The sequence below is a fragment of the Synechococcus sp. B60.1 genome (assembly GCF_047462555.1).
Taxonomy (GTDB): Bacteria; Cyanobacteriota; Cyanobacteriia; order Thermostichales; family Thermostichaceae; genus Thermostichus.
Window position 1 is genome coordinate 1 of sequence record NZ_JANSJN010000082.1, and the last position, 12,644, is coordinate 12,644.

Annotated in this window: 16 protein-coding genes; 8 read left to right on the forward strand and 8 right to left on the reverse strand. The window is 61.0% G+C overall.

Annotated elements, in window-relative coordinates:
- Positions 1-295 precede the first annotated feature (295 nt).
- The 6 genes from NW863_RS09680 (at position 296) to NW863_RS09705 (ending at position 3,959) form a co-directional block, all read left to right on the forward strand.
- Positions 296-469, forward strand: coding sequence for a hypothetical protein (locus NW863_RS09680; protein ID WP_414365990.1), 174 nt, complete (start codon positions 296-298; stop codon positions 467-469).
- Entirely contained in the window at positions 462-983 is a 522-nt protein-coding gene (locus tag NW863_RS09685; protein WP_414365991.1) for a GNAT family N-acetyltransferase, read from the forward strand. Before NW863_RS09680 ends, NW863_RS09685 begins: the two co-directional genes overlap by 8 nt.
- A 78-nt stretch (positions 984-1,061) precedes the next feature.
- Positions 1,062-1,352: a 4a-hydroxytetrahydrobiopterin dehydratase gene (locus NW863_RS09690; RefSeq protein ID WP_414365992.1), complete on the forward strand. Its 291-nt coding sequence runs from the start codon at positions 1,062-1,064 to the stop codon at positions 1,350-1,352.
- Positions 1,353-1,636: 284 nt separating this feature from the next.
- Positions 1,637-2,593 (forward strand): NAD(P)H-binding protein, encoded by a 957-nt coding sequence (locus tag NW863_RS09695; RefSeq protein WP_414365993.1) that lies wholly within the window; start codon positions 1,637-1,639, stop codon positions 2,591-2,593.
- 110 nt (positions 2,594-2,703) lie between these two features.
- On the forward strand, positions 2,704-3,690 hold the full coding sequence (locus NW863_RS09700; protein ID WP_414365994.1) for an ABC transporter ATP-binding protein: 987 nt from the start codon (positions 2,704-2,706) through the stop codon (positions 3,688-3,690).
- 101 nt (positions 3,691-3,791) lie between these two features.
- Entirely contained in the window at positions 3,792-3,959 is a 168-nt protein-coding gene (locus NW863_RS09705; protein WP_414365995.1) for a hypothetical protein, read from the forward strand.
- Between the two features lie 18 nt (positions 3,960-3,977).
- Here the strand turns inward: NW863_RS09705 and NW863_RS09710 are convergent, their stop codons facing one another.
- The 3 genes from NW863_RS09710 to NW863_RS09720 form a co-directional block, all read right to left on the reverse strand.
- A complete protein-coding gene (locus NW863_RS09710; RefSeq protein WP_414365996.1) occupies positions 3,978-5,120 on the reverse strand; it encodes a glycosyltransferase family 4 protein in 1,143 nt (380 codons plus the stop codon).
- An 81-nt stretch (positions 5,121-5,201) separates the two neighbouring features.
- Positions 5,202-5,339, reverse strand: a complete 138-nt coding sequence (locus NW863_RS09715; protein ID WP_414365997.1) for a hypothetical protein — start codon at positions 5,337-5,339, stop codon at positions 5,202-5,204.
- A gap of 124 nt (positions 5,340-5,463) precedes the next feature.
- Positions 5,464-6,195, reverse strand: a complete 732-nt coding sequence (locus NW863_RS09720; protein WP_414365998.1) for a M50 family metallopeptidase — start codon at positions 6,193-6,195, stop codon at positions 5,464-5,466.
- Positions 6,196-6,487: 292 nt separating this feature from the next.
- On the opposite strand from NW863_RS09720, the gene NW863_RS09725 reads away from it, so the two are divergent.
- The gene (locus NW863_RS09725) at positions 6,488-7,120 is read left to right on the forward strand and encodes a class I SAM-dependent methyltransferase (protein WP_414365999.1); all 633 of its coding nucleotides are present in this window, start codon (positions 6,488-6,490) and stop codon (positions 7,118-7,120) included.
- Between the two features lie 19 nt (positions 7,121-7,139).
- Here the strand turns inward: NW863_RS09725 and NW863_RS09730 are convergent, their stop codons facing one another.
- From NW863_RS09730 to NW863_RS09750, 5 genes are all read right to left on the reverse strand, one after another.
- The gene (locus NW863_RS09730) at positions 7,140-7,967 is read right to left on the reverse strand and encodes a thiazole synthase (RefSeq protein WP_414366000.1); all 828 of its coding nucleotides are present in this window, start codon (positions 7,965-7,967) and stop codon (positions 7,140-7,142) included.
- 33 nt (positions 7,968-8,000) lie between these two features.
- The gene (gene thiS, locus NW863_RS09735; protein ID WP_414366001.1) at positions 8,001-8,198 is read right to left on the reverse strand and encodes a sulfur carrier protein ThiS; all 198 of its coding nucleotides are present in this window, start codon (positions 8,196-8,198) and stop codon (positions 8,001-8,003) included.
- Positions 8,186-9,376, reverse strand: coding sequence for an FAD-dependent oxidoreductase (locus tag NW863_RS09740; protein ID WP_414366002.1), 1,191 nt, complete (start codon positions 9,374-9,376; stop codon positions 8,186-8,188). The genes thiS and NW863_RS09740 overlap by 13 nt, the downstream gene beginning before the upstream one ends.
- A gap of 178 nt (positions 9,377-9,554) precedes the next feature.
- Complete coding sequence (locus NW863_RS09745) at positions 9,555-11,510, reverse strand: bifunctional metallophosphatase/5'-nucleotidase (RefSeq protein WP_414366003.1); 1,956 nt, start codon at positions 11,508-11,510, stop codon at positions 9,555-9,557.
- A 209-nt stretch (positions 11,511-11,719) separates the two neighbouring features.
- Positions 11,720-12,073 (reverse strand): MGMT family protein, encoded by a 354-nt coding sequence (locus NW863_RS09750; RefSeq protein ID WP_414366004.1) that lies wholly within the window; start codon positions 12,071-12,073, stop codon positions 11,720-11,722.
- A 62-nt stretch (positions 12,074-12,135) separates the two neighbouring features.
- On the opposite strand from NW863_RS09750, the gene NW863_RS09755 reads away from it, so the two are divergent.
- Positions 12,136-12,644, forward strand: a 509-nt coding sequence (locus tag NW863_RS09755) for a hypothetical protein (RefSeq protein WP_414366005.1), incomplete at its 3' end; no start/stop codon positions are given.

Sequence of the window (12,644 nt, forward strand, 5' to 3'; positions counted from 1 at the left end):
GACCCGGTACACGGGATCCATGAAGCAACTGGGGCAGAGGAAGAGACAAAAATCTCGCCGTAAAGCGGATGGGGAAATCCCACCCGCCTGCGCAGTGGGGTAGTTCATTGCACGACGGAGCTTACTTTGGAATCATAGGCTACAGTCTCTCACCTTGTTGACGCGCGGGATCCCGCCCGGTTAGTCGATAGGGGCTGAGATGAGGATAGGATGGGGAGAGGAGATTTCCGGAAGACCGACTAGGGATCCACCTCTGCACGCTATGCTCTAGAGACTGAAAGGATTGTGTAGGAACGTGAACATCCTGCGGCAATATATCTTTCCTGCTCTCATCCTGCTGGTGTTCCTATTTACTCTGGTGGTGGTGAGCATCCGCTCGTTTCTGCCGGAAGATATGGCCCAGCCGGCCCCGGTAGAGGAAGCGACGCCGGTGGCTTTCTCTGCTCTCCTGATGTCTGAGGATGGCTGACCAAGGGATCCCTCTGCCTGCTGGTTACCGTTGGCGCATTGGCTCTGCCTGGGATCGGCCCTGGGTGCGGCGGGGATTGCAGGCCACCTTGCAGGAGTCTTTCCCCGAGCAAAGCCAGTGGGATCACCTGGAAGCGACCCTGGATCGCCTCTTTGACCCCCCCCGTACTCCCTGCTGGTGGATCCTCAACGAAGCAACAGGGGAGCCGGTGGGCGGCGTGTGGGCCGGCATTTCTACTGACCAAGCCACTCATCGGCGGGTGGCCTACGTCTTTTTGCTCTGGGTGGATCCTGCCCATCGTCGGCGGGGACTGGGCAGAGCTTTGCTGCAACAGGTAGAACGCTGGGGATCCCAGCAGCAGTTGTCGGCCATCACCTTGCAGGTTTACCGCCACAATCAAGCTGCCCTTAACTTCTATAGGCAGGCCCACTTTGCTGTGCAAGGCTACTGGCTATACAAACCCCTCGGCCCTGCTGCCGCCTCCCAGGAACTGGAAGACTACGAAGTTTTGTAAAGAAGCTGGGATCTGCCCGCAGCCGCTCTTTTGATGAAAACGTGATGGAAACGATGGCATCGACTGGAGGGAAGGCCCATGTCCAGACCTGTCAAACTCAGTGAAGCCGAGATCCAGGCCAAGCTAGAGAAGCTGCCCGGCTGGTCTTTGCAGGATGGGAAGCTGCATCGCCAGTTTCAATTTCGCTCCTTTGTGGAAGCTTTCGGCTGGATGAGCAGTGTGGCTTTGGTGGCCGAGAGTATGGGGCATCACCCCGAGTGGACCAATGTCTACAACCGCGTGCGGGTGGATCTCACCACCCACGATGCCGGAGGCATTACGGAACTGGATTTCACCTTGGCACAACGCATGAACGAGCTGGCTGGGTGAACACTCTCTCGGCAGCAGACTGAGCTGGGGATCCCTGCAAAGCTCCTTGGGTCGGGGATCCCTGTTTTGTTCATGGCTTAGAGTTGGGCCGAGCTTTGACACTCCCATTGCCTAAAGGCGGGGGATTCTTACGCAGTTCAAAAACAAACTCGTAAAGGCGCTGTTATTGCCAATTACGGGCTTTTCCGCCCCGCACTCCAGTTCGGGGCTACCAAGCTATCCTTCTGTGTTGGAAGCTGCCTTTGTCTGATAGACTAAGCCTAAGGTTAAGAAATGATAATTTTATGAACGTGCTGGTTGTGGGGGCAACGGGAACGCTGGGCCGTCAGGTGGTGCGGCGGGCTATCGAAGAAGGGCATCAGGTGACTTGTCTGGTGCGAAACCCGGCCAAGGCTGCTTTCTTGAGTGAATGGGGCGCCCACCTCAAGGTGGGGAACCTACTGCAGCCCAGCACGCTCCGAGCGGCGATGGAAGGCGTCGAGGCGGTGATCGACTGTGCCACGGTGCGGGTAACCGACACCCTCAGCGCCCGCCAGGTGGATTGGGATGGCAAAGTTGCTCTGATCAATGCGGCACGGGCTGCCCAAGTGGGCCACTTCGTCTTTTTCTCCATCATGGGTGCTCAGCATGAGTACCCCAATGTGCCCCTGATGAATTTCAAGCACCACATCGAGAAGTACTTGATCGGATCCCAGATGCCCTACACCATCTTTCGTCCGGCGGGCTTCATGCAGGGATTGATCGGCCAGTATGCCATCCCCATTTTGGAAGAGCAAATTGTTTGGGTAGCCAGCGAGAGCATCCCCACGGCCTACGTCGACACCCTAGATGCAGCCCGGTTTGCCGTGCGAGCGCTCAGCGTCGAAGCCGCCAAGCGGCAGATCTTCCCTTTGGTGGGGCCCAAGGCCTGGACATCCCAAGAGGTCATCGCCCTGTGCGAGCAGCTCTCCGGCAAAAAAGCCAAGGTCAGCACCATGCCTTTGGGGCTGCTGCGAGGGGCGCGTAAGGTGGCCCAGTTCTTTCAGTGGAGCTGGAACATTGCCGACCGGCTGGCGTTTGTGGAGGTGATCGCCGCCAAGGAGCCGATGCATGCCGACATGACGCCTGTGTGCGAAGCCTTGGGCATTGAACTGGCTTCTCTGACCTCCCTTGAAGACTACCTGGCCGAGTATTTCCAAAAGATGTTGAAACGGATTCGCGAGCTGAAGGTTAAGCAACCCAAGGTCAAGACGCCTTTCTAGGTTGCTGCCAACCAGTGGCTGAGGCAAAAGAAGGGGGGAGAGCGTAAACTGGAGAGCAGGCTAGCATCCTGCTTAGTTCTTCTTGGTTTTTTCAACCCCAGCCTCCTCCTATGAGCGAGACGTTGGCCCCCTCTCTAGAAGCGACTGCCGTGCAGCCTGAGCCGGCCATTGCCGTCACTGGTCTGAGCAAAACCTATCGCACCGGCTTTTGGCTGAACAAGGTGGTCAGCCCTCTCAAGGATTTTTCGCTAACAGTGGCCCGTGGCGAAACCTTTGGGCTACTGGGGCCTAATGGAGCTGGCAAAACCACCACGATCAAGTGTCTGCTGGGCATTGTGGAGCCTACCAGCGGCAGGGGCACTTTGCTGGGCAAACCCCTGGGGGATCGCTCCATCAAGCAGCAGGTGGGCTATCTGCCGGAAAACCCTTACTTTTACGACTACCTAACTGCTTGGGAGTTTCTCCATTTTGCGGGCAAGGTCTTTCGCCTGTCGGATAGCCTCCTCAAGGAGCGGATCCCACAACTGCTGGAGCTGGTGGGGCTTTCTATAGATACGGCCCGCAAAAAGCCAATGCGCACCTACTCCAAGGGCATGCTGCAGCGCACTGGCCTAGCCCAGGCCCTCATCAACGACCCAGAGCTGGTGTTTCTGGATGAGCCGATGTCGGGGCTGGATCCCATGGGCCGCTACCAGATGCGCGAGATCATCTTGTCTCTCCGGCAACAGGGCAAAACGGTGTTCTTCAACAGCCACATCCTGGGGGATGTGGAGGTAATCTGCAACCGCATTGGCATTATTGTCGGCGGCAAGTTGGTGCAGCAGGGAACATTGGACGAGCTGCTGGGCCAGAGCAAAAGCTACCGCGTGCAAGGGCACGGCGGCGCCATCGACCAGTTCCGCGACCGCCTCGAGCACTTCTCGATCCAGGGATCCCATTGGTCGGGGGAATGGGGCGGATCCCTGCCGGAGCTGCTCACTCTTTTAAGCCAGGCGGGGGCAGTGGTGACCGACTTGCATTGGCAACGGCAGTCGCTAGAAGAGTTCTTTGTCGAGCAGGTGCGGGCCATTGAAGGGGAGCGCCCCCTCTCCGCCTAAGCGTGCTCCCCAGTTGCTCTACAGCGCAGACGCGACCTGGAGTTGCACCGCTGATCTGGCTAATCTGGAGGCCCAAGTAATGCACTTGCAGCAGGGTACGATTGGGATCCCTGGAGCGGGTGGGCCACCCGCAGTTTATTCTCTCCACAGGCTGCCTGCAGCTCCTTTTGCCAGGAGATCTCGATGCCCTGATGCAACAGCTCCAGCAGCAGGGCTCTGCTATAGTCGGGGATCCGCTGCGACTGGGCGATAAGCTGTTCCTTAGCTGAAGACTTTTGTTCTTATTCTCACGCGCTGCCTGCGCTCTTGCCGGATCCCGACTCGGCGATGACGGTGCGGTAGTACTCCTCCAACTGTTGTGTGGCCGCCGACCAACTCCAGCGCTCGGCCTCTTGGCGGGCCTGTTGCCGGAAGAGCTGCCGCTGCCCGGCACTCTCCAACAGTTGCCGGGTGGCCTGGACAAAGTCGCTGTCGGAATCGGGATCGAAGAGAAAGCCGTTGCGGCCGCTGTCCACCACATCGGTAATGCCGCCACAGCGGGGGGCGATTACCGGACAACCGGCAGCCATGGCCTCCAACAAGACCAAGCCCAGCGTCTCGGTGCGGGAGGGGAACACGAACAAATCCGCGGACGCAAAAGCTGCTGCCAGGTCCTGCCCCTGCAAGTAGCCCGTAAACACCACGTCGTGGCCGGCAAAATGTTGCTCCAGGGATCCCCGCTCCGGCCCGTCGCCCACGATAGCCAGGCGCGCCTGCGGGATCTGCTCCAGCAACACCCGGATCCGCCCCACCTCTTTTTCCGCCGAGAGCCGACCTACGTAGAGCAACAGCGGCCGCTCCGGCTGCCCTGCCGTAAGGCGGGCCCGCATCTCTGGGCTAGCAGCCTGCGGGTGAAACAGCTCCGTATCCACCCCCCGCTGCCACAGGTGAACCCGCTCGATGCCGTGGGCGCTCAGCTCCTGCATCATCGCCGTCGAGGTGCAGAGGTTGACCCGTGCCAAATTGTGCCCTAGCTTGAGGAGGTTCCACAAAACTCCCTCCAGAAAGCCCAGCCCGTAGTGCTTCAGATACTTCGGCAGATGGGTGTGGTAGGAGGCCACCAGCGGGATCCCCATCGCTTGGCTGTAGTAGAGGCCCCCCAACCCCAAAACCGCAGGGTTGACCACGTGGATCACATCCGGACGGAAACGGCTAAGCACCCTGCCGATGACTGGGCCGGGAGCAGCCAGCTTCAACTCCGGGTACAGGGGCAAGGGCAGGCCTGGGATCCCGTAGACCCGTGCCCGGGCAAACCGCCTGGGAGCCCCCTGCGGTGCGACGATAAGCACCGAGTTGCCGCGGGCCGTCAGATGGCGCACCGTATGGCAAAGCCGCGTAACGATGCCGTCCACCTTGGGCAGAAACGTCTCCGTAAACAGGGCTATGCGCATCAGGGATCCCAGGCCTCACGAAAAGACTCTAGGATGAGTGTTGCACAAAACGGCAATGGGATAACGCCTCGACGCACAACCTCACTGCAGTGGAACAAAATGGATTGGCTCAGGTTTGCTGAGAGTTGGTACTTTGCTCTCGCCGAGGGTATCTGCCGCCGTTTTGCTGATCAACAGCAGCGTAGCCGCCAGAGCCAGTCCAATAACGTCTCGCCACATAATCCGCTCCCACACTCCTCACTCCTCATGCCCCCTACTGTAGCGGCGGTTTTTTCGGCTGGGCAGTGATGGGCGACGGATTTTTAGGTGACAACAATCACTTCCAGAATTGCGGCTTTGCCCCCTAGTCGCGAAAGGCCAGTTGCAAGCTGGTGATCAGCAGAACCAAAGAAAACACCGCCATCACCCCTCCCCAGAACCAGTAGGGCAAAAACAGGTTTTGGGCAATCTGGCTGGAATCGGAGAGGATCAACCGCCCGTCGATGACAGCAGCGTCCATAAAGAGATAGTCGAGCTGGTGATAGGTGCTCACGCAGGCTTGCACCCCCAAAAATTGCAGGGCAAAGCTTTGTAACCAAGGAGCAGCCCAGCGAGCTACTGCCAAGATGCCCAAGCCCATGGCCGGGAGGAACAAAAGGCCAAAAGGGGAACGCACCCAGAGCAGCGTCGAGAGCAACAACAGGGATCCCAAAAATACCAGCCCCAGCCGAGCTGTGCTGCAGCGGCGGGAGGTGAGGATGAACAGGGCCCCAGCTACGGGCGGCCCCATCGGCCCGGCAGCCGCCACCAAGGCCCGCCCCACCCGCCCCAAAAACAGCTCGCCACTGTGAATGGCCAGCCCCGAGCCGTCGGGATAGATCTCAAGACGATGAAACTCCCCCCCCAATAGCAGTGCCATCAGGCCATGGCCCATCTCGTGAAACCAGGTGGCCAACAAAGTAAAGGGGTAGAGGAGGTAATTGCCCCAGGGAAACCGCCAGAGCAAGACCGTTAGCCCCGCCGCAGCCACCAGCCAGATCACGCTGTGCTGGCCAGGCCTTGGGGAAGGGGAAGGAGGCAGCTCAAACTGAGTCATACCAGCAGGGGGGTGGAGAAAAGGCCCAAAATGCCTTGCCGGGCTAGACGATTGCCGGCAGAAAAAAGTTCCACATTAGGCAAAAATAGCCGGGCCAACTCCCCTCTCCCTCTGGGAGAGGGGTTGGGGGTGAGGGTGACCTCTGGGAGAAGGGTTGGGGGTGGTCGCGTGAGCGGCGCGGAGCGCTTGGGTGACCTCTGGGAGAGGGGTTGGGGGTGAGGACCAACAATAGCAAGGAGACAGGGGAGCCGTCTCACAGGTAGGCTGGAGAAGCCCCAAGGGATCCCTGCCTATGGCCACCTTCCTGCGCGACTGGAGTTACCGCTTTCCCTGGCTTTACCGCAGCATCAGCCGTGCGGCTGCCCTAGCAGTGGGGGGATATGAGCGACTGCGCCGGTTGCCCCTCCAAGGGATCTCCATCCAGCCCCAAGAGCGGGTGTTGGATCTCTGCTGTGGCCCTGCCGAAGTGACTCCAATCCTGGCCGAGCTGAGCCAAAACGTTGTCGGCTTGGATGCTTCCCCCAAGGCCCTGGCGGCAGCTCGCCAACGCCTCCCCAAGGTGGAATTTGTGGAAGCCTTTGCCCAGGCTCTGCCTTTTCCTGCCGATAGCTTTGACTGGGTACATACCAGCCTGGCCCTGCACGAGCTGCCTTTTCCTGACCTGGAACAGGTGCTGCGGGAAGTGTGGCGGGTGCTCAAGCCGGGGGGAGGGCTTTTAATTCTCGATTTGCACACGCCTTGCCAGCCTCTCCTTTGGCCAGCTTTGGCCCTCTTTCTAGGCCTGTTTGAAACCGAGACCGCCTGGCACTTCCTCAAGCTGGACTTGCCCCAGTATCTGCAGCAACAGGGCTGGCAACCTGTCTGGCAGACCCTGCACGCTGGAGGAGCCCTGCAGGTCGTCCAGGCGCAAAAGCCTGGTGCTTGATCCCCTGCTCTAGGGGAAGCTAACCCTGGTGCCAGAAGGGGGTGCCCAGAACAGGGGTGCTGGGTTGGGGTGTTTCCTGGGGAACCATTGCCCCAGCCAAATAGGCTTGGCGGCCTGCGCGCACCGCCACTGCAAAAGCCTCGGCCATTGCCACCGGATCCCGAGCCAGAGCCACTGCCGTATTGAGCAGCACCCCGTCAAAGCCCCACTCCATCACCTGGCAGGCGTGGGAAGGCAGGCCTAGACCGGCATCCACAATTAGCGGTGCCTCAATCCGCTCCCGCAGCAGGCGCAAGTTGTAGGGGTTGAGGGGGCCCTTGCCAGTACCGATGGGAGCCGCCCAGGGCATGACTACCTCACAGCCGGCATCCAAGAGCCGCTGACACAGGACCAGGTCGTCGGTGCTATACGGCAAGACCTTAAACCCCCGCCGCACCAGCTCGGCGGCAGCAGCGGGCAGTTGCACCGGATCCGGTTGCAAGGTGTAGTCATCCCCGATGAGCTCTAGCTTGATCCAGTCGGTGCCGAACACCTCTCGGGCCATCTCCGCTGTGGTAATTACCTCCTGCACGCTGTGGCAGCCGGCGGTGTTGGGCAGAAGCGGGATCCCTAACTTCTGGAGCAGGGCCCAAAACCCTTGGGAAGCTTCCGACCCCAGCGCCCCCTGGCGCCGCAGGGAAACGGTCAACAGACAGGGCTGCGCCCGCGCCACCGCCTGTTCCAAAATGGCGGGTGAAGGGTAGCGAGCTGTCCCCAGCATCAGGCGGCTGGGCAGCGCTTGGCCGTAGAGCACCAAGGGATCCTCATCGGCCCGAGTCGAGGGGGAAAGCTGGAGAAGGGTGGACATTGGGGGAGGATAGGGAGAAAGACAACTGGGGCACTAGCCGCCGGCACTTGGCACGACGACCTCTACCTCGTCGCCCTCTTGCAGATGGGTTTGCCCATAGCGGGCGCGCGGCACAAATTCTAGATTAACCGCCACCGCAAAGGGGCCACTGAGCTCCACCTGGGCGAGGGCCTCGGCCAACGTGGTGCCCTCCGGCAAATCGTAAGGCTTTTGGTTGATCAAGACACGCATGGCGACAGGGATTCACCGGCAAGAGGGGCGGCCTGCACCTGAAAAGGGATCCCCAACTCTTGGGCAAGGCGACAACTGCCGTGGTGAAGGTACTCCAAAACGGCATCGTGGAGAGCCGGAGCAATGAGAAAGCCATGGCGGTAGAGACCGTTGATCTGCAACAGGCGTGGGGATGGCTCCACCACCACCGGCAAGTTGTTCGCCAAGGTGGGACGGCATTGGCTGCCCAATTCTAGGATACGCGCTTCGGCAAAGGCAGGGTGAACCGCGTAGGCAGCGCTGAGCAGCTCCAAAGCCGAGCGGACGCTCACGGGCGAGCGATCCTCGGATTCAATTTCAGTGGCTCCCACCACGAACAGGTGCCCTGGCTTGGGAGCGATGTAGATGGGGTAGCGAGGGTGTAACAGCCGCGTTGGGCGCCGCAGCACCACCTCCGGAGCATACAAACGCACCACCTCCCCTCGCACCCCCCGCAGCAGCTTTTGCCCACCCCATTCTTTCTGAGCCCCTAGGCCGCGGCAGTCCAAAACCCAGCCGCCAGTTTGCTGCTGCCAGGCTCGCGCCCGCTCCAGATCCCAGGGGGATCCCCACTCCACCTCCACCCCGTACTGCTGCAGTTTAGCCAGCAGAGCCAACAGCAGTTGGCGGTTGTCCAGCTGACCCTCCTGGGGAAGATAGAGACCCTGGCTAAATCGCCCGGCCAGCGAGGGCTCCAGCTCGGCCAGAGCCTGGGCATCCAGCGGCTGAGGCCGGGGGAGGTGGGGAAGGCGTTCCCCTACAGCGGCCAGTAGGGCTGAGAAGCGCTTGGCTTCCCCGGCATCTTGGCGGTGCCAGAGGATCAGGGTGCCTTCCTGCTGAAAAAAAACCGGCTCTGCCAGACTGGCCAGAAGGGTGGGCCAGCGAGAGAGGGCATAGTACCCCTGCGCTACTACGCTGGCCTCGGCGACGGCAGACTCCGCTAGAGGAGCCAGCATGGCCGCAGCAAAATGGGCAGCACTGCTCTCAGGAGCGGTGGGAGAAGCGGCCTCGACGATGCGCACAGAATGCCCGACCTCGACAAGGCTGGCGGCCAGCAGGCGTCCCATCAGGCCCGCTCCAAGGATGAGGACGGGATCCGTCTGCGCTCTCCAAGACGCAGGCGGGTGGTTGGCCAGAGAAGATGGGTTTGGCAGGCTCATGGGGCGTCGGCGGTGTCTAGCGCTACCAGCAGAACTATGCTGGCACACTTTCTACCCTATGGCTCGAGAATGCTGAATGGCTCCTCATTTGAGGAATGACGCTTTCCCAAAAACCATCCCCTCTCCCTAGAGAGGAGAGGGGCGGTTGGCTCCATCCACGGGTTAACAGTAGCCCAGCCTACAAGCCCTGCAGTACTGTATCTTGACGTACCGAGAGGTTCTGGATGCGGGTGTCCTGGGCAGCCGGTGTGTCGGCTTGGGTGAACACGCCGATCTGCCGCAGATAGCGAGCCAGGGCATCCTGTTCACTGCCGGGAGTGTCAAAGGTGATGCCGGAGCTGGGGGCCAAGTTCACCCGGTTGGGGTTGGACAGGCGCGGGAAGGGGTAGTCATCCCCACCGTTGGCCAAGAAGTCCAGCGTCACCAGGCGGAAGGTACGGCGGGGATCCCCTTGCAACTGGCCGTTGCGCACCACCACATCTCGGCCGGTGGGTGTGTCCACCCGCAAAGAGATCACGCGGGATCCTGGTGGCCGCGAGGGATCAAAGCTGAAGGCAAAGCCGCCAATCTGCGGGAAGCGGCCCGGCGTGGCCCCTGGCTGGCTTTGCGCCACCCCGTGTTCTATCAATTGCTTCAGCTCCTCGGCGGTGACGGTTACCAGCGACAGGCCATTGTTAAAGGCCAGAGCGGTTTCGATATCCAGTTGCGAAACTTGTCCTGCCTGCTTGCCGGCATCGGGGTTGGCCACCGGAGGGATCCGCCGCACCGGCTCGCCGCCACCGCCACCGGTGGTAGCCCCAATAGGAGCGCGAATGCCGCCCCCGTTTTTCAGGGAGATGACGGTGGTGGGGTCAACCGTTCTGGCGTAGGCCAGGTTGGCATCAGCCGTGAGGTTGCCCAGGTTGGTTTCCTCGGTGCGCACCTCGGCCCGCAGGCCGTTGAGGAATTGGGTGGTAGAGCCAAAGGTACGGCCATCCTTGGCGCGGATGATGTTGCCGATCTCGTTGGCCACCCGCACCACCTCAGGGTTGGGAGTGCCGCGCACGGCTGCCACCCCTTGGTCATCGGTGGCATAGGCGCCGCTTACCGGATCGATGCGGGCAATCACCCCGTTGGCGTCGAAGCCAACCACCAAGCGGCCCACATAGCGGTAGTTGGCGCCGGTGTTGACCACTGCCACCGGCTGACCACTGGCGGAGGAGCGCAGGATGGGGTAGGCGCCCGTGCGCACATCTTCAGGGCGCAGGCGGTCGGTGGGCTTGGCAATAACACGGTGGGAGCCGCCGGCGATAATGACATCGACATCCCGCAGTTGGCTGGCCAGGGTTACCTCGTTTTGGAGCTGCTGCAGGTGGGCCAGGAGGATGATCTTGTTAATGCCCTGCGCGGTGAGCTGGTTAACGAAATTCTGGATGAGGGCAGCGTTCACCTGGTCGGTGTCGTCCACCCTGCCCTCCACTCTCACCTCAGGGCCAGGACTGGAAATGGCAGCTAGGCGCGTGGTGGTGGCTCCCACTAGGCCAATTCGCTGTCCCCCTACAGTAATCACAGCGGTTTTGGCAATCTTGCCCGGAATGGAACTGGCCTCTTGCCCATCGGGAGCTAGATCAGTGCTGCTTAATTCGCCGGTGCCGCTAAAGCTGAGGTTGGCGCTTAGGTAGGGAAAGCGGGCGCCCGCATAGCCGCGGCTAGGGTCAGGCCGCAGGAGGTCGCGGAGTTGCCGGGTACCCTGGTCAAACTCGTGGTTGCCAAGAGCAGAGGCCTGAAAGCCAATGGCATTGAGGATCTCGATATCAGCCTTGCCAGGCGTGCGGTCGTAGCGAGCCCGCAGCGAGGGATCGGCGCTGGCGTTGTAGAAAGGGCTGGGAATGTAGTTGTCGCCGCTGGAGAGGATCACGGTGTTGGGAAATTGGGGCCGCAGTGCATTCACCACCGCCGAGAAGCGGGGCGCATCCTGAACAGCAGCAATGGAAGCTTCCAAGTCGCTAGCGTGCAAAATCTGCAGCGTAAAGGCGGGCGGTTGACTGGAGAGGGTGACATTGGGATCCGAGGCGATAAACCCCGCTCCTCCGCCGGCTGGAGGAACTGAGCTGTCGTCAGTGGTACCGCAGGCATTAGCCAGACCCAGTGCCAAACAGCACAGCCCAGTCCACAGGGACTTGGCCAGAGGGTTCAGCCAAGCCGGGAACCCTCCCTTGGCAGGGGCTGACCCTCGGGGGCGACAAGCTGGTTTCATGACAACTCCTTCACTCCATCCACGAGACAAGACGCATCCGCGTTCACGTTACCAGAGCTGGGCGGGAGGTTTCGCTATGGCCTGTTTAAGGCTAGGTCAAGCTCAGGTTAAGCTTGCCTGGGCTCCCAGCCAAACTGGTGCAAGTCCACCCGGCCCTCGGCGTCGAAGGGGATCCCTTCGGCTTGGAGCAAGACTTTTTGCAGGTCGTCGTAGCCAAGGCGAAAGGGGGAGTAGGAGATGCGCCCTTGGGCGTTGATCACCCGGTGCCAGGGGATGTCGGTTTTTTGGCCTTGCAGGCGAAACAGGGCATAGCCCACCTGGCGAGCATACCCCGGATAGCCGGCAAGCCGCGCCACCTGCCCATAGGTGGCCACTCGCCCCGGCGGGATCCGCCGCACAACTTCATAGAAGCGCTGGTAGAGGCTGATGGATTGGGCCTCGGTGGGGCAAGCCGGTGTCATAGGGATCCCTCCCCAAACTCAGGAGACAATGGAGTTGGCTGATAACAAGCGCAGCTCTTCCTATGAGTTATCTCATTGCGGTACTGCCGGATCGCATGGCTGCCGAGGCGGCCTATAGCGCTCTGGAACAAGCCGGCTTCCCTCTGGAGCGGCTGCACCTCCTGGGGCGAGGCTACAAAACGGCAGATGAGTTTGGGCTCATCGATCCGGCCCAAGCAGCCCGCCGGCAGATGCAGCGCCTGGCCATTTGGCTGGTGCCCTTTGGCTTTTTGGCGGGAGTGGGGTTCAGCCTCCTCAGCGGCCTGGATACCTTTGCCTGGGCGGGATCCCTGGGCAACCACCTAATCGGCGGCCTATTGGGTGCCCTGGGTGGGGCCATGGGCAGCTTTTTTGTGGGGGGAGGAGTAGGCCTGACCAGCGGCTCCGGCGATGCTTTGGCCTACCGCAACCGTCTCAATGCGGGCAAGTACGTGCTCATTTTGGAAGAGGAGAACGAAACCCGCCTGCGCGAGGCAACGCGGATTTTGCGCCAATTTGAGCCGGAGAATCTACAAGGGTACAGCGAGCGCCT

Excerpts from the sequence above, each read along its gene's own strand:
- NW863_RS09685 (WP_414365991.1), top strand. The coding sequence starts at position 462 with ATGGCTGACCAAGGGATCCCTCTGCCTGCTGGTTACCGTTGGCGCATT.
- NW863_RS09690 (WP_414365992.1), top strand. The coding sequence starts at position 1,062 with ATGTCCAGACCTGTCAAACTCAGTGAAGCCGAGATCCAGGCCAAGCTA.
- NW863_RS09695 (WP_414365993.1), top strand. The coding sequence starts at position 1,637 with ATGAACGTGCTGGTTGTGGGGGCAACGGGAACGCTGGGCCGTCAGGTG.
- NW863_RS09700 (WP_414365994.1), top strand. The coding sequence starts at position 2,704 with ATGAGCGAGACGTTGGCCCCCTCTCTAGAAGCGACTGCCGTGCAGCCT.
- NW863_RS09710 (WP_414365996.1), bottom strand. The coding sequence starts at position 5,120 with ATGCGCATAGCCCTGTTTACGGAGACGTTTCTGCCCAAGGTGGACGGC.
- NW863_RS09715 (WP_414365997.1), bottom strand. The coding sequence starts at position 5,339 with ATGTGGCGAGACGTTATTGGACTGGCTCTGGCGGCTACGCTGCTGTTG.
- NW863_RS09720 (WP_414365998.1), bottom strand. The coding sequence starts at position 6,195 with ATGACTCAGTTTGAGCTGCCTCCTTCCCCTTCCCCAAGGCCTGGCCAG.
- NW863_RS09725 (WP_414365999.1), top strand. The coding sequence starts at position 6,488 with ATGGCCACCTTCCTGCGCGACTGGAGTTACCGCTTTCCCTGGCTTTAC.
- NW863_RS09730 (WP_414366000.1), bottom strand. The coding sequence starts at position 7,967 with ATGTCCACCCTTCTCCAGCTTTCCCCCTCGACTCGGGCCGATGAGGAT.
- thiS (WP_414366001.1), bottom strand. The coding sequence starts at position 8,198 with ATGCGTGTCTTGATCAACCAAAAGCCTTACGATTTGCCGGAGGGCACC.
- NW863_RS09740 (WP_414366002.1), bottom strand. The coding sequence starts at position 9,376 with ATGAGCCTGCCAAACCCATCTTCTCTGGCCAACCACCCGCCTGCGTCT.
- NW863_RS09750 (WP_414366004.1), bottom strand. The coding sequence starts at position 12,073 with ATGACACCGGCTTGCCCCACCGAGGCCCAATCCATCAGCCTCTACCAG.